The sequence below is a fragment of the Streptomyces sp. NBC_01003 genome (genome assembly GCF_045162695.1).
Lineage (GTDB): Bacteria > Actinomycetota > Actinomycetes > Streptomycetales > Streptomycetaceae > Streptomyces.
Map to the genome: position 1 here is coordinate 2,284,301 of NZ_CP108707.1, position 15,684 is coordinate 2,299,984.

General features: G+C 68.7%; 15 protein-coding genes and 1 pseudogene. 8 read left to right on the forward strand and 8 right to left on the reverse strand.

The window, feature by feature from the left end:
• Positions 1–94: 94 nt before the first annotated feature.
• On the forward strand, positions 95–640 hold the full coding sequence (locus tag OG698_RS10775) for a flavoprotein (protein ID WP_406102873.1): 546 nt from the start codon (positions 95–97) through the stop codon (positions 638–640).
• A gap of 135 nt (positions 641–775) precedes the next feature.
• Here the strand turns inward: OG698_RS10775 and OG698_RS10780 are convergent, their stop codons facing one another.
• From OG698_RS10780 to OG698_RS10815, 8 genes and pseudogenes are all read right to left on the reverse strand, one after another.
• Positions 776–940 carry a hypothetical protein gene (locus OG698_RS10780; RefSeq protein ID WP_406102874.1) on the reverse strand — a complete coding sequence of 55 codons (165 nt, stop codon included), beginning with the start codon at positions 938–940 and terminating at the stop codon, positions 776–778.
• An 810-nt stretch (positions 941–1,750) separates the two neighbouring features.
• Positions 1,751–2,380 (reverse strand): hypothetical protein, encoded by a 630-nt coding sequence (locus OG698_RS10785; protein ID WP_406102875.1) that lies wholly within the window; start codon positions 2,378–2,380, stop codon positions 1,751–1,753.
• A gap of 296 nt (positions 2,381–2,676) precedes the next feature.
• Positions 2,677–3,279 carry a transposase family protein gene (locus OG698_RS10790; protein WP_406102876.1) on the reverse strand — a complete coding sequence of 201 codons (603 nt, stop codon included), beginning with the start codon at positions 3,277–3,279 and terminating at the stop codon, positions 2,677–2,679.
• Entirely contained in the window at positions 3,212–3,580 is a 369-nt protein-coding gene (locus OG698_RS10795; RefSeq protein WP_406102878.1) for a transposase family protein, read from the reverse strand. Before OG698_RS10795 ends, OG698_RS10790 begins: the two co-directional genes overlap by 68 nt.
• 148 nt (positions 3,581–3,728) lie before the next feature.
• Positions 3,729–4,106, reverse strand: a complete 378-nt coding sequence (locus OG698_RS10800; protein WP_406102879.1) for a nuclear transport factor 2 family protein — start codon at positions 4,104–4,106, stop codon at positions 3,729–3,731.
• A gap of 284 nt (positions 4,107–4,390) precedes the next feature.
• Positions 4,391–4,975 (reverse strand): hypothetical protein, encoded by a 585-nt coding sequence (locus tag OG698_RS10805; protein WP_406102880.1) that lies wholly within the window; start codon positions 4,973–4,975, stop codon positions 4,391–4,393.
• A gap of 1,431 nt (positions 4,976–6,406) precedes the next feature.
• Positions 6,407–7,018 (reverse strand): class I SAM-dependent methyltransferase, encoded by a 612-nt coding sequence (locus OG698_RS10810; protein ID WP_406102881.1) that lies wholly within the window; start codon positions 7,016–7,018, stop codon positions 6,407–6,409.
• Positions 7,019–7,071: 53 nt separating this feature from the next.
• Positions 7,072–7,239: pseudogene (locus OG698_RS10815) on the reverse strand (integrase); the annotation flags it as partial.
• A 316-nt stretch (positions 7,240–7,555) separates the two neighbouring features.
• Here OG698_RS10815 and OG698_RS10820 point away from each other — a divergent pair.
• The 7 genes from OG698_RS10820 (at position 7,556) to OG698_RS10850 (ending at position 15,586) form a co-directional block, all read left to right on the forward strand.
• Entirely contained in the window at positions 7,556–7,963 is a 408-nt protein-coding gene (locus OG698_RS10820; RefSeq protein WP_406102882.1) for an FKBP-type peptidyl-prolyl cis-trans isomerase, read from the forward strand.
• 139 nt (positions 7,964–8,102) lie between these two features.
• Complete coding sequence (locus OG698_RS10825) at positions 8,103–8,720, forward strand: LysE family translocator (RefSeq protein WP_406110959.1); 618 nt, start codon at positions 8,103–8,105, stop codon at positions 8,718–8,720.
• Between the two features lie 464 nt (positions 8,721–9,184).
• Positions 9,185–10,660 carry an amidohydrolase family protein gene (locus OG698_RS10830; protein ID WP_406102883.1) on the forward strand — a complete coding sequence of 492 codons (1,476 nt, stop codon included), beginning with the start codon at positions 9,185–9,187 and terminating at the stop codon, positions 10,658–10,660.
• Positions 10,657–11,769 carry a M20 family metallopeptidase gene (locus OG698_RS10835; protein ID WP_406102884.1) on the forward strand — a complete coding sequence of 371 codons (1,113 nt, stop codon included), beginning with the start codon at positions 10,657–10,659 and terminating at the stop codon, positions 11,767–11,769. The genes OG698_RS10830 and OG698_RS10835 overlap by 4 nt, the downstream gene beginning before the upstream one ends.
• Before the next feature lie 130 nt (positions 11,770–11,899).
• Entirely contained in the window at positions 11,900–12,751 is an 852-nt protein-coding gene (locus OG698_RS10840; protein WP_206302029.1) for a GNAT family N-acetyltransferase, read from the forward strand.
• Positions 12,748–13,854: an o-succinylbenzoate synthase gene (menC, locus tag OG698_RS10845; RefSeq protein ID WP_326773172.1), complete on the forward strand. Its 1,107-nt coding sequence runs from the start codon at positions 12,748–12,750 to the stop codon at positions 13,852–13,854. The genes OG698_RS10840 and menC overlap by 4 nt, the downstream gene beginning before the upstream one ends.
• A 76-nt stretch (positions 13,855–13,930) precedes the next feature.
• Positions 13,931–15,586, forward strand: coding sequence for a CdaR family transcriptional regulator (locus tag OG698_RS10850; protein WP_266850917.1), 1,656 nt, complete (start codon positions 13,931–13,933; stop codon positions 15,584–15,586).
• Positions 15,587–15,684 lie beyond the last annotated feature (98 nt).

The window sequence follows — 15,684 nt, forward strand, 5'->3', positions numbered from 1 at the left end:
CCCGCGCTCCGTGGCGCTGGACCGGCAATCGCCCTCGTTCCCCTCGGAGCGGGGGCGGTTGCGTGTGATCAACGGTGCGGGATGAGATGAGAGCATGACCTCACGGACCCTGTACCTGTTCGCGTCAGCCGCGCCCCCTGCGTTCGACATGGCGCGGGTCATCGAGACGGCGCAGGCCGACGGGTGGGACGTCTGCCTCGGGCTGACGCCGACCGCGGCGCGTTGGCTCGACGAGAGCCTCGACGGACTTGCAGCAATGACCGGTCACCCGGTGCGTAGCGAGTACAAGTTGCCGGGTCAGCCGGATGTCTGGCCCAAAGCCGACGTCATCCTGTTTGCCCCGGCTACCTTCAACAGCATCAACTCGTGGGCGCTCGGCATCACGTCGTCGTTCGTGGTCGGCGTCGTCGCCGAAGGCATCGGCAAGGGCATTCCGACAGTGACGATGCCGTGTGTGAATGCCGCGTACGCCCAACACCGGCAGCTCGACCGCAGCGTCACCGAACTGCGCGAGCAGGGCGTCACGGTCCTGTACGGCGATGGCGGGTTCGAGCCCAACCCGGCAGGATCCGGGAAGCCGAAGGCATACCCGTGGGATGCGGCGCTCGCCGCCGCGCGGGAGCTGGCCGAGCGAGTATGACAAAACGGCCCCCGTCGCCCGAATGCGATGGGCGCGCGCTGACGCTAGAACGTAGTGCTGGCTTCCAGCCGTCGATGTCCAGGTCTTTAGCCGCTTCGTTGAGCGCCTTCGCCTTGTGGTTTACCTGCACTCCGATCAAGCGGCCAAGTCCTCATCGGGCCCGTCCTTCGCAAGGAGCTCGGCCCGGTACTTCTCTACCGCTTCGGTCCACTCCAGAGCGGCATCGGCGAAATCCACGGGAGCGCGGTTGGCGATGGTGGCGGCGGGGCGGGCGAGGGAGCCGAGGAGCGTTCTGCCCATCGGTCACCTCCTCGCGTCAGTCGTCGCTGTCGATCCACCACTGCAAGACGCAGAGACTGAATCCGCCCGTGATCATTCCGACCCCGGAGCCGAAGATCACACAGATCGCGGTCGGCGGCGAACTCCGTTGACGAGCAGGTCCGCCGCCGGGCACTCCAACGCCTCTGTGGCCCAACAGACCGGCGCTGCCGATGCCCTCCGAACAGCGATGTGCGGCATCGAAGAAGTGGGCATGCAGTGGATGGACGTCGCCAAGGAGACCGGGCACGGACGCTCACCGGAATTCAGAAGCCGTTTCGTGGCAACGGATGTCCGTTGTAGTACGACTCGAACTCGCGGAGCACGTTCGCCAAGCCACACCCCAAGACATGCGCCGGGAAACGCTCACTTGCCGCTGGGCGTTCGTGTGAGAAGGGTCAGCCAGTGAGCTCGAAGGCCTTGCGAAGTCGCTCGAAGAGAGGGGAGCCGTTTGCTGAGTCCGGGGCATTATTGTCCAGGCCTTCAACACTCAGCGAGTACCGCCTTCCGCGCCACAGCGCCGGCGGAGCACCGTCTCAGTTTCCGTCTCATTCAGCTGCCCCGTTCACGGCCGTTCGGACAAGACCGTGTGCGAGCCGCACCTCGGCAGGGGACTCCCCGTGAACTCAGGTGAACACCCCTGCAACCAAACCTCTGAACCACCAACAGACTTGCAAAGCGTGTTGGTAGGCGCAGAGCGTGACACGCGTCTCGGTGCCCTCCCGCTTGGATCCTGCCGCCTCTGAGACTGTGCCGAGGCTCAGCAGCTGACGCGCCTTCAAACGTGATGCGTCAGGAAGAACCGTCAGAGCCCTCAGGCGACTCCTGGTCCCCGATGTATTCAACATTCACCGACATGTCGACGAGCTTTCCAACCCGCTGGCTGAGCTCATGGCAGACGTTGTCCTCCCAGGACCTGTCGTCGTTGAGGGTCTCCTCCGTATCCCAGTCCGTAACGCCAATCCATACAGAGACCCATCCGTGGCCGTAGGAACAAGACCACTCGGCAGCCTTCTCCAGCGCGTAATGGATTTCATAGCCCAGCTCAGGCATGACGCCGGATCCAGTCATCAGGGCGGTCCACATCTCCTTGGCCGCTATCTCGATCGGGTTCGGTCCATCGGCCGCCTCGTCCGCCTTCCGCCACATCTCCTTGGCCCGACTATCGACATCGTCCAGGTACTGATCGCTGCCATCACACATGTCGGCCAGCGCCAGGACGATGGCCATCGTCGTATTCAGCGTGGGCAGTTCCGGCTGGCTCAGCGCCTTTTGAAAAGTGCCATGGGCCACGCCGGCCGTCTTGGCCGCAGCTCGACCGCTCAGACCGGATCGGACGAGGAGACGATGCATAAGGTCCACCAGCTCGCGGTGGGGTCCGTGCGGCAGGTCAGGTGGAGTGATGCGTCCAGATCGGCCCATCGGGCAGTGCTCCCTAGTGGTCGGAGGAGAGGCGGGGGAAGTCGTGTCCGAGGCGGGGCCCCAGCGGGCGTACGCCCAGCGAGAGATACCCAGCAGGAACGCAACGAGGACTCCCGCCACGGTTTCCTCGGCAATCGCGTGGAGGTCCATGGCCCGACGATTTCAGCACGGCGAGGTGCCATGGACACTAATGGACACCGAGCACGCATTTTGATGAGTAGCCAGCGGGCGTACGGTAACGACCTCGGGGGAAATTGAGGTCGGGACGTGCTGGCCTGGCGGTTCGGCTGGTGTGATCAGCAGGCGTCGTTGCGGACGAGGATGAGTGCGGTACTCGTCCGGCGCCGGGTGGGCCGCTGTGCGGAGCGGGTCGGAGACCAGGCCAGCGATCGCCAGGTGGGTCTCCTCGTAGAAATCACGGCGCCCGGTAAAGCGCCGCAGGGGTGCCCACTGCCGCAGCTCGGCGTTGGCGTGCTCGACACAGATCCGGGCCGAGGACTGCTGCGCCGCACCTCGTGCCAGGCCCGCTTGTCACCGTCGCACGCCTCGTTCCTCGGCTTCTTGGGCGGGGCGGTGACCTGGCGGGGAAACTCCTTGGCCAGCCCCGCGTACCCGGCGTCGACCTGGGACTTCACCGAAGGGTGGAGTCGGAGCTGTTCGGCGATGCCCTCGGTGCGCAGGGCCGTCCGGTCGGGCATCCGGCCGGGCCGGACCACCCCAGACAGCAGCATGCGGCCCTGCCCGTCGCTGAACGTGGTGGTCTTGATCGTGTTCTGTCGGCGCTTGCCCGAGACGAAGGCCCGCCGCCCGGGTCGGCCCGCCCGCGGGCGTCTAACCTGCGTCTCGGCGCCGTCGAGCCGAAGCTCGACATTCCTCGGCCTCGGCGTAGGCGAAGACATCCTCCAGTGTCCGTAGCCGCACTCCAGGCCGGTCGGGCACTGCGAAGCCCCGGGCCGCAAGCAACGGCCGCACCTGCCGAATCGCCGTCGAGACGGTCGAGCGGTCGACGCCGTACAGCTCGGCCATGACGTCATGCGGCAGTTGATGACGCAGGTGCCCCAGGGCAAGAACCAGCCGGTCGCAGAAGACCAGCTTCGGCTTGCGCCCGGCGCCGGCCGCCCAGCGGCGTTCCCCACCTCGGGCTTCGCCAAGTCCGGACTGCCGCGCGGCCTCCCACGGGGCGGCGAGTTCGGCGAACAACTCGCGGAAGTGTGCGCGGGAGACACCGGAGGGCAGGATGGGAGCAAGCCACGCGGGCCCAGGTCAGCTTCACAACTCACCCAACCCGCACGGCTCTTGCTACGGCACGACCAAATCAGCCGGAACGTCGCTGCGAGCGGCAACCGCTTCACATGGGCTCAACCAGAGCCGCCCGCCACTCCGGGCGCGGATCAGCCCCAACACTCGTCCAGTACTCCCGGCCACGCACGATCCGTCCCTGCTGGATGGTCCAGAACGAGGCCACACGGAACACGCCGAACTCGTCATGCGGCACCTCGACTTCGGAGACCACCTCGCTGCCGTCAGCCACGATCCGCAGCACCCGAATCGACCAGCCCCCCGGGTATTCGCTGTTCACCGCGACGAAGTTCTTGTTGCCAACGATGCGCTCCGCGCTGGCCGGCCACTCGACCACGACGTCCTCTGCGACCAAGTCGGCGACACCTGACCAATCGCGCGCCTCGATCCGATCCCACAATGCCTCAATCACTCCCGAAGGTTCCATGGGCGCACCCTTGCATGAACCACTGACACCCCGGCCCTGGGAGCCCAGAGGCGACCCGGCACATCGCCCCTCAAGCAGCCGCTCTGCCGCTAATAGATCCCAATGTTATTACGCTGGCCCATGCGCGGCCCTCCTCGACATCTGCGTTCAGATGCTTCCAGTCATCCTCGAACGCCTTCTCGGCATCAGCCCCTTCGCGGCTGAACGGTGGGCTGCCGGAGCCGTCAGGGCCGCCTACGCAGCCGAGGCGATACGCAGACCATGAACTGCGCGCCGCTCTGCCGCTATGAGGCTTTGATGCGAAGCCACGTGTCGCCAGCGCGAAGCCACAGAAAACCATCACGACCTTGACCGCAGCGCATGACAACCCGGCCAGGCACTCCAACCTTGTGCCGCTCGGTCACTCTCCATGTATCGCCAACCAGCTCAGCCCGGACCACCTCGGTTGACCGATGATTGTGAACGCGCCTGGTCAGGACTGCTCGATGGCCGCGTACCGCGAATCCGTCCGGGTTACGTACAGGGCTGGGCCAGCTGGTCACCTCACCCGTGGAGGGGATGATCTGCGTCAGGAACGTGCCGCCGCGCCGGCTGCCGGAGTACCAGATCAGCCACACCCGGTCGTCCTCGGTGGCAGCGGTGCAGCCCTGCAGGGGCAGGTCGGGAAGGCGACCTTCCGGGGCCCACGTTGCGTGTCCTTCGGTATTCCAGCCGGCAAGACCGGCTGCGGACTCGGGATGCCCCCCGTAGATGCCTTCATCCCCGTAAGCCGTCCAGATCGATCCCTCGCGATCGGTCACCAATGCGGGGATGTCGTCGCCGATGCAGAAGGTGCCCTCTTGCTCGCCGCTTTCCAGAGAGAACACCACGGCGTTCGGCTTCCACGCTCCCGACTCCTCCTTGCGCGCACGGCCGCTTGCTATGAGGAGTCGGGACTTCGGGAGAAGAGCGATGTGGCTGGGACGGACAGGCACATCCTTGATAGGTCGGCGTTGAACTGACCCGTCAGCCTGGCGAATCACGAGCACCCCGTCGAAGGGGACCTTCGGCCCCCATCCAACCCAGCCCTTTACATATCGGCTTCGGCGTAGGTACTTCCGATGGACGAGCAGAACAGCAAGTTCTCCTGCCGGGCCAGCGGTCCACCACAGAGGACGTGGCCCTGCCCAGAGATCCGTAGCAGACGGCCTCCAGACCCTCCGCATTTCAACCCCAGACACCGCATCCCCCACCTTCGACCGCAGCACCCGAACGTATGCACTGACGAGAGGAGTGTATGGATGCCCGAACCAGGCACTGCCGCTGCGTCTCCGGGCGGCCCCGAGGCGAGCTCACCAACGCCATTCCGCACAGCCGAATATCCGAATCCGCCGATATGGATGACTTTCGCCCACCAGGCCGGGTTCGCCCAACACGCTGGGGTGGGGCCACATCACTCCCGCCGCCATCCCGCAATTCTCCCAACCGCGTTCAACTTCTCGATGCGGCGCACAACAGACCCGGGCACGAATCCGGCATATGGGGTCCCGGGAATCGGACATGGGGCCAAGATTTCGCATGGCCCCATACCATCGGTTCCCGTTATGGGGACGCCACTCCCAGCCCCGCTCCCACTGGGAGCGAGTGTGGCCCGCGCGAAGAGCGCTAGCCCATACCCATAAGACCCCCCGAACGACGGGGAGCCGGCAGTCACAAAACGGACACGGATGTGAACGCGTGGGCAAGGAATCGAATATGTGGGCAGCGGCCCGAGTGGGAGCAATCCGTTAAGGGGACCGGGAGCGAGCGCGCTCCCTTCCAGCGCTCCCAGGGAGCGAGCCCGGAAACAGAAAAAGGGCCGTTATGAAAACGGCCCTTCACCTGCGACGTTCGATACGTTCGAACTGTCGGGACGACAGGATTTGAACCTGCGACCCCTTGACCCCCAGCGGTGCGGTCGCCCCCCGTCCAAGCTCTCGAAAGTCGTATGCCGCCGTCGCGGGACTTCGGCACCGATGGCACGGCAACTTGCGCAACTACAGACCTGGAGCGCGCAGTTCGAGGCTACTGACAGAATCCCGCTGCCGCTCCCGACCGTACGCACACGACGAGGACCTCAATTCCCCTTCCCGGCAACACAGTTGCCAACATCACCCAGCTCCCCCGGCGCACGCTCACATCCACTGCGAGACCTCAGCCACCCCTACGCCGCTCGAGGCAGTCACGCTCTCGTAGCGGGCGCTGGCTTCTTCTCGGCTCTCAGAACCCCGCCGCGGCAGGCCTGGCGCTCACCCCGGTGGTCATGGACCTGAGCGGCCGGGTCAGGGGCTGGTGCGATGGATACTGACGGCGTAGCCACCGCCGTCGTAGGCGTCGGCGTCCCAGGTGGCAAAGCGGTCAACGAGGGTGAGGCCCGCCGCAGTGCAACTCGCGTCGTACTCCGGCAGCGTGATGCCGGGCGGCACGGGCAGGTGGGCGGCGTCCAGGCCGAAGCCCGCGACCAGCAGCCCGCCCGGACGCAAAGCCCCGGCCAGGCGCTTGACCACCGCGGCCTCGGTACCGGCGGCCAGCAGTGGGAAGACATTGCCGGCAGCGAGGACCAGGTCGAAGTCCGCCGCGATGCCGAGCAGGGCCGGATCGAACTCGGCGAGGTCGGCCCGGAACCACGGCAGCTCCGGCGCGTGAGTCCGCGCCACGTCCAGCATCGAGTCGTCGAGGTCAATCCCGACGCAGTCGTACCCCAGCTCCGCCAGCCGGATCGCGCCCCGTCCGGTACCGCACCCGGCGTCAAGCACCCGTGCCCCGGCGGGCACCAGGGCCGCACAGAAGCGCGCCTCACCATGCACATCCTTGCCGTTGCGGGCCAGCGCGGCGAAGCGCGCGGCGTACTCGTGTCCGGATGTGCCACCGGTCAGTTCCTGCCAACGACTCATGAGATCGACTATAGGCCGCCCTCCAGCTCCCGGTGCCTTCCCTCCTCCTCGCGCTGCTGCCAGGTCGGGCCGGAGCGTTGCGTGGCGGGGTCGATGCCGGCTGCGTGGAGGATCTCCCAGACTGTGGACGGGGCGATCGGGTAGCCGAGGCGGGCGAGTTCGCCCTGTATCCGGCGGTGGCCCCAGGTGCTGTTCTCTCGGGTCAGGCGCAGGACGAGGGCTCGGATGGAGCGGACGGTGCGGGGGCGCTCGGACTGCTTGTTGCAGAGAGTTGTGCCTGCGAAGTCCCACGTTCGGTCGACATGTTTCGCAATGTGCCGACAGCCGTCTGCACCACGTCTCGTTCTGGCGATTACTGCGTGACCTGTGCGTGCCGGTCGCGTTCATCGGCAGTGCAAAAGATCACCACGTGTGGCCGCTGGATCTGGTGTGCTCCGGGGACCGGCATTCTCGGTAGCGTGACCATCTGCTGCATGGAGTGTCCATGTGCCCGGCTGATCCGTGCGACGGCTTCCGACGGAGAGTGATGAGGCGGCAATGAGTGAACTGACGAAGCCCGAGGTCGACGTTCCGGAGGGTGACGCTCCTACCGAGCTGACCATCCGGGACCTGGTCGTCGGGGACGGGGCTGAGGTGAAACCGGGCATGGTGGTCAGGGTCCACTATGTCGGGGTGACCTTCGAGTCCGGGAAGGAGTTCGATGCCTCCTGGGACCGGGGCCAGCCGTTCAAGTTCGCCCTGGGCGGTGGCAAGGTCATCAAGGGCTGGGACCGGGGGGTGAGGGGGATGAAGGTCGGCGGTCGGCGCGAGATCATCGTTCCCCCGCGTCTCGGCTACGGCAATCAGTCGCCCTCACCGTTGATCCCGCCGGGCTCGACCCTGGTCTTCGTGGTGGACCTGCTGGACTCGTATTCCAGCACAACCGGGTGGAGCAGCGCCTGGTGACCCTGGCCGCTCCTCCCCTACGACGTGCTGCATCGCGTCCCCCGGGGTTGGCGCCGCAATGCTCCTCAATGCCGCTCCTGCTTCCGCCTCCGCAGCGTCCGAACAGATCCGCTGCGACCCAGTGACCGCCGAAGGCCACATGCTGACCCATGTCGCAGCAGCGGTCGGTGTACTCGGCCTGCTGACCGTCGTGCCCGGCCCGGACATGGCCGTGGTGACCCGGCGCGCTCTCTCGGCGGGGCCCGCGGACGCATTGCGGACCGTGGGCGGGATCGCGTCCGGGCTGCTGGTCTGGGGCGCGCTCACGATGGCCGGACTCGCCGCCTCGCCCTCGACATACCTGACCGTCAAGCTCCTGGGCGCCGGCTTCCTGGTGTTCCTGGGCGCGCAGGCACTGTGGCAGAACCGCCCCGCCGCGCCCGCCATCGCAACCCGTCCCGGCAGTACCGGGGCCCGGCCCACGGGGAGCCCATGGCGGACGGGACTGGTCAGCAACGTTCTCAATCCGAAGATCGCCGTCTTCTACACCGGGTTGCTCCCCACGCTGGCGCCGCCCCGACTTCCGGCAACCTTGGCCATGACGCTCCTCGTCGTCCTCCACGCCGCACTCACGCTCGCCTGGATGGGCAGCTACGTGTTCCTGCTGTCCAAGGGCGAGCGGACCCTCGAGAAGCCGCGGATCCGCCGCGCTCCGGGGCGGACCACAGGCGTCGTGCTGATCGGCTTCGGCCTCGCGGTCGCGACCGCCTCCGTCTGAGCTCGGACCGGGGTTTTCCCCACCCCGTACCGGACTGCAGGAGCCGAGCACGATGCGCTGGGAAGCACTCCTGGTGGCCGCCACTGGTCTCCGGCTCGGCGCCGGCATCGCCTGGACCACGCTCATTCCCCTCGCCCGCGGCCTCACCGGTGCCGCACCTCAAATCTCCGCCGGCGCGGCGGTCGCCTTGGTGGCCGACACGGTCTTCCTCGGCCTGGCTGCCACCGGTCTGCCCACGCGTGCGCTGCTCCGCGGCCACCCCACGGAAGCGGCGGCCGGACGGCAGTGGCCGTTTACGTGCGACCCGGGGCATTCGCGGTGCTCCGGGCCGGGTTCGTCGGCGCGTATGAACAGGCGGCCACGGATTCGTCGGCATGGACCAACAGCGGTGCCTGATCCCCCTCCTAGGGTCGCACTGGAGACCAGCAGGTGCTCCAGTGCGTCCTCGACGAGGAGACGAAAGCGTGCAGACACTTTTGCGTGGCGGCCGTGTCATTGATCCGGGAACAGGGTTCGACGGCATCGCCGACGTCCTCGTGTCCGACGGCGTGGTCAGAGCTGTGGCCGCGGGGCTCGACGTGCCACCGGGATGCGAGGTCGTCGACGTCACGGGGTTGGTCGTCGGTCCGGGGTTCGTCGACCTGCACAGCCACGTGCACTCCGTCGCGGGGCAGCGGCTGCAGGCCATGGACGGTGTGACGACGGCCCTCGACCTGGAGTCGGGCCTCATGCCCATCGGGCGTGCGTACGCCGAGGCCGCCGCGGACGGACGCCCGCTGCACTACGGCTTTTCCGCCTCGTGGGGCGGCGCCCGGGCCCAGGTGCTCGCCGGTATTCAGCCCGACGCACAGATCGGGAGCGGCCTCGCGGTGCTGGGAAACCCCGCATGGCAGCGCTCCTCCACCGATCGTGAACTCGCCGAATGGCTGGCCCTGATCGAGGGTGAACTGGCCGTAGGAGCGCTCGGTATCGGAGTCCTCCTCGGGTACGCGCCGCACAGTGATCCGGCCGAGTTCCTCGCCGTCGCCCGGCTCGCCGCGAAGGCCGGTGTGCCGACGTACACCCACGTCCGTGAGCTGGTCGAGGTGGATCCCGGCACTCCGGCGGACGGCTCCGAGGAGATCGTCATCGCCGCGGCCGAGACCGGCGCCGCGATGCACCACTGCCACGTCAACAGCACGTCGGGCCACCACATCGACCGGGTACTCGGCGCGTTGGACGGCTCACGGCGGTCGGGATCCCGGGTGACGGTCGAGGCCTACCCCTACGGGGCGGGCAGCACCGCGATCGGCGCGGCCTTCCTCGACGCCGAACGCCTGCGGATGAAGGGCCTGTCCCCGTCGAGCGTCGTGATGCTCGAATCGGGCGAACGCATCGCCGACGAGGGGCGCCTGCGGCAGTTGCGCAACACTGACCCCGGGGCGCCCTGCATTCTGGAGTTACTCGACGAGGGCAACTCGTGCGATCTCGCGATGCTGCACCAGGCGCTGGCCTTCCCGGACGCGATCGTCGCCAGTGACGCGATGCCGGTCTACTGGCCCGACGGCAGCAACGACAGCACCGAGTGGCCGCTGCCGCCCGGGGGAACGACGCACCCACGCACCGCGGGAACGTTCACCAAGACGCTGCGCGTGATGGTGCGGGAGAGCGGCGCCTGGGACTGGCCGGAGGCGTTCCGGCGCTGTGCCCACCTGCCGGCGCGCGTCCTCGACGACGTGGCGCCGGGCGCGCGGGGGAAGGGACACCTCGGCGTCGGCGCGGACGCCGACATCGTCGTCCTCGACCCGGTGACGATCACCGATTGCGCGACCTACTTCGACTCCACGCGGCCGTCCGTTGGCGTGCGGCACCTGTTCGTCGGTGGTGTTCCGGTGGTCAGTGCGGGGGAGCTTCAAGTCGACGCGCTCGCCGGACAGCCGCTGCGAGGTGAGCCGCGATGACGGCGACGCGTTCCGAAGTGACGGTGGAGGCGCTCCTCGCCGACATCGAGACCCTGGTGCGGTGCGAGTCGCCGTCCTCCGATCACGAAGCCGTCGCCCGCAGCGCAGACGTCGTGGCGGCGCTGGGGCGCAGGCTGCTGGACGCGGAACCGGACCGCGTGGTGATCGACGGGTGTACGCATCTGAGGTGGCGCTTCGGCGAGGCGCCGCGTGTGCTGCTGCTCGGGCACCACGACACCGTGTGGCCCGCCGGATCGCTGGAGACGCACCCGTACTCCGTCCTGGACGGAGTGCTGCGCGGGCCGGGCTGCTTCGACATGAAGGCGGGCGTCGTGATGGCGCTGCACGCCGCCGCGGCCGCCGGGAACCGCTCGGGTCTTTCGGTCCTCGTCACCGGCGACGAGGAGATCGGCTCCCCGTCGTCGCGGCGCCTGATCGAGGATGAGGCTCGCGGCTGCGAAGCGGTCTTCGTGCTGGAGGCGTCGGCCGACGGCGGAGCGCTCAAGTGCCGCCGCAAGGGCGTCTCCCTGTACCGGATCGACGTGGACGGCCGGGCCGCGCACGCCGGGCTCGAACCGGAGAAGGGTGTGAACGCCGGAGTGGAGGTGGCGCACCAGATCCTCGCCGTCGCCGCACTCGCCGACGCCGAACGGGGTACGACCGTCGTGCCGACGGCCCTGTCCGCCGGTACCACGACCAACACCGTTCCCGCGCGTGCCGGCGTGGCGGTCGACGTACGTGTGTGGGACGAAGCGGAACAGCGGCGGGTCGATCAGGCCGTGCGGGACCTGAGGCCCGTACTCGACGGCTCGCGGATCCGGATCTCGGGTGGCATCAACCGCCCGCCGCTGCAGGCGGACGCGTCCTCGGGGCTGTTCGACCTCGCCGCGACGCTCGCTGCCGAACTCGGTCTCGGAAATCTCACCGCCGCCGCTGTCGGCGGTGCCTCGGACGGGAACTTCACCGCCGGACTCGGGGTCCCCACCCTCGACGGCCTCGGTGCCGTGGGCGGCGGTGCGCACGCCGACGACGAACATGTCGTCGTCGCCGAACTGCCGCGGCGCACTGCCCTGTTGACCGCCCTGATCGACGCCGTGTCGGCGAAATGAGCTCCGTGCGCCACGACGAACGCGGCGGACAACCCTGGCGCGGCACCACCGTGGCCCGCCAGGCAAGCCCGGAAAGGACAGTCCCGTGACCGATCTTGCGACACATGAGTCAGCTCTGGTTTCCCCGGCTGTGAGTGCAGCCGCGCTGGCCGCCGCGACCGCTGCGGCCGCCGCCTCACGTGTGGAAATCCGGGACCTGACCGAGGTGTCCGACCTGACCGAGGTCTGCTGGCTCTTCGCCTCGATCTGGCAGCCGGGCGCCGGTGCCCAACCGGTGACGACCGAGCTGCTGCGGGCGATGGCCGCGGCGGGGAACTATGTCGCGGGGGCGTATGAAGGGGACGAGCTCCTGGGAGCCTGCCTCGGCTTCTTCGGTAGCCCGGCCAAGGCGAGCCTGCACAGTCACATCGCCGGGGTCGCGCCGCGAGGCCTCGGCCGGGGGATCGGGTTCGCCCTCAAACTGCACCAGCGCGCCTGGGCGTTGCGCCAGCACGTCTCGCTGATCACCTGGACGTTCGATCCCCTGGTCCGGCGGAACGCGCATTTCAACCTGGCCAAGCTCGGCGCCGGTCCGGCGCGCTACCTGCCCGACTTCTACGGGCCGATGCGCGACGGCATCAACGGCGCCGGTGACACCGACCGGCTGATGGTCCGTTGGGACCTGTCAGGCCCGGTGGCCTCCGCCGCCTCGCTCGGTGAGCCCGCCCGGGTCGATGCCGCCGCGCTGCGGGAGCACGGTGCGGCAGCCGCCCTGTCCGTCGCACCTGACGGGGGCCCGCTGACCGCAGTGGCCGACGGGCCGGTCGTCCTGGTCGGTGTGCCGCCGGACATCGAGACACTCCGGCGCACGGACCCGGGCCGGGGCCAGGCGTGGCGCGTCGCGCTGCGGGAGGTGTTGGGAGGCCTGATGGCGGAGGAAGCCAGGGTCGTCGGATTCGATCGTGCCGGATGGTACGTGGTCTCAAGGGAGAAGCCGTCATGAAGCCCAGTGGTGTGGAACTTCTGCGTGTGCAGATGCCGTTGGTGGCACCGTTCCGGACGTCATTCGGTACGCAGGACGTACGGGAACTGCTGCTCGTACGCGTCGTGACGCCGAACGGCGAGGGCTGGGGCGAGTGCGTCACCATGGGAGGGCCGCTCTACTCCTCGGAATACGTCGACGGTGCCGAACACGTGCTGCGGAACTTCCTGGTCCCGGCCCTGATGGAGGCGGGCGAGGGCACCGCGAGCCGGGTCGCGCCCCTTCTGGCCAGGTTCAAGGGTCACCGGATGGCGAAGGCCGCGCTCGAAATGGCCGTGCTCGACGCCGAACTGCGAGCACACGACCTGTCCTTCGCCGCCGCGCTCGGGTCCGCACGGGACTCCGTTCCGTGCGGGGTCTCGGTCGGCATCATGGACTCCGTCCCCCAACTCCTTGATGTGGTGGGCGGCTATCTCGACGCCGGCTATGTGCGGATCAAGCTGAAGATCGAACCCGGTTGGGACGTCGAGCCGGTGCGAGCGGTGAGGGAGCGTTTCGGCGACGACGTGCTGCTGCAGGTCGACGCCAACACGGCGTACACCCTGTCCGACGTGTCCCAGCTCGCCCGTCTGGATCCCTTCGAGCTCCTCCTCATCGAGCAGCCCCTGGACGAGGAGGACCTCCTGGGCCACGCCGAGCTGTCCCGTCGCATCCGCACGCCGGTCTGCCTCGACGAGTCGATCGTGTCCGCCCGCTCCGCTGCCGACGCGATCACGCTCGGCGCCTGCCGCATCGTGAACATCAAGCCCGGCCGGGTCGGCGGGTACCTCGAGGCGCGGCGGGTGCACGATGTCTGCGCCGCCCATGGGATCCCCGTGTGGTGCGGTGGCATGATCGAGACCGGGCTCGGCCGGGCGGCCAACGTCGCGCTCGCCTCGCTGCCCGGGTTCACCCTGCCCGGAGACACCTCGGCGTCGGACCGGTTCTACCGGACCGACATCACCGAACCGTTCGTCTTGAAGGACGGACACCTGCCGGTGCCCCAGGGGCCGGGCCTCGGTGTCACGCCGATTCCCGACCTGCTGGCGGAGGTCACGACCTCGAAGGTGTGGCTCGGTTCGTAGCACGCGACGAATTCGCCGTGAAATCCGGTCGGATCGGACCAACAGGTTCCGGTGCGCCCGGAGTTACCTTTGGGCGGTGCTGACACCGACGTCTGGCAAGCCACACACAAGCCTGGCGCGCGTCCTCGACGACCTCGGGGACGTGCTGCTGGAGTCGATCGCCGGCGGCGGGAGCACGCGCCGGCAACTGAGCGGCGTAGTCATCCACGACCCGCTCGACGAGGCGCAGTTCCCGGCGCGGGCAGTCGTCCTGGGTGTGGGCGTCCACGAACCGGACGACGTGGTCCGCCTCCTGTACGACCTCGGCAGCAAGGGCGCGGCAGCGCTCGTCGTCCGGTCACCGTTCACCGCGACCGTGGAGATCCGGCGGGCCGCCGACGAGTCCGGCGTCGCCCTGCTCGGACTCACCCGCGGAGCCTCCTGGGCGCAGGTCGCCGCCATGCTCCGCACCCTGCTCGTCGAGGGAGACATCGGCGACATCTCACCGCAGACGCTGGGCGGCATGCCGTCGGGCGACCTGTTCGCGCTGGCCAACGCCGTGGCCGCGCTCCTGGACGCGCCGGTCACCATCGAGGACCGCAGCTCACGCGTGCTCGCCTTCTCCGGCCGCCAGGACGAGGCGGACCAGTCCCGCGTGGAGACGATCCTGGGGCGCCAGGTACCGGAACGGTTCACCCTGGGCCTGGCGCGCAACGGCGTCTTCGAGCGACTTCATCGCGGCCATGCGCCCGTGTACGTCGATCCGCTCCACGACGAGTCGATGACCGTTCCCCGGGTGGCGCTCGCTGTGCGGGCCGGCGACGAGATCCTCGGCTCGATCTGGGCCGCGGTGCCCGGGCCCCTGTCCAAGGAGCGGACGCAGGCGCTGATCGACGCCGGAAAGCTCGTCGCGCTCCACATGTTGCGCCTGCGCGCGGGCGCCGATGTCGAACGCAGGCTGCGCGCCGATCTGGTGAGCACCGCGCTGGAAGGCGGCACCGGGGCACCGGAGGCGATTGCGCGGCTCGGGCTCGTGGGACAGCCCGCGATCGTGCTCGCCCTGGGGCTGTTCGGCGGATCGGAAGCCGATCCGTCGACGGAGGACGGTCTGCGCCGGGTCGCGGACCGCCAGCGCGTCGCCGACGCGCTGGCCATGCATCTGAGCGCGGTCCAGGCGCGCTCGGCCGTGGCGCTGGTGGGCGACGTGGCCTACGGCATCGTGCCGATGCCGGGGAGCCAGACGGACTGCCGGGAGCGGTCGGTCCGCGTCGCGTCGACCTTCCTCGAGCGCACCGGGCAGCGCGTGGACGCGGCGATCGGCATCGGCCCGCCCGCTCCCGACGGCTCCGTGCTCAGCCGCTCGCGTGACGGCGCGGACCGCGCGCTGCGGGTGCTGCTCGCCAACGGGGGCGCCCGGCGCGTGGCCACGGCGGAGGAGGTCCACGTCGACGCACTCATGCTCGACCTCGCCGACCTGGCCGCCGCGCGCGGGGACGTGGCGACCGGCCCCGTCGCCCGCCTGCTCGACTACGACGCCCGGCACCAGTCGCAGCTCGTCCACACGCTCTCGTGCTGGCTGGACGCCTTCGGCGACGTCGCCGCCGCTTCCGCCGCGGCGTACGTGCACCCCAACACCTTCCGGTACCGGCTGCGACGGGTCGCGGAGGTCGGTGAGATCAATCTGGACGACCCCGGCGAGCGGTTCGCGGCGATGCTGCAACTCCGGCTCCACCCTGCTCGCCACCACGAGTAGAAGCCGGAGGCCGCACGAGGACAACGTTCGTCCGCACCGCCCGAACACCACCTGAAGGTTTGTGGAACTCCACGAACCCGCTGCGTCACCTGATGTCC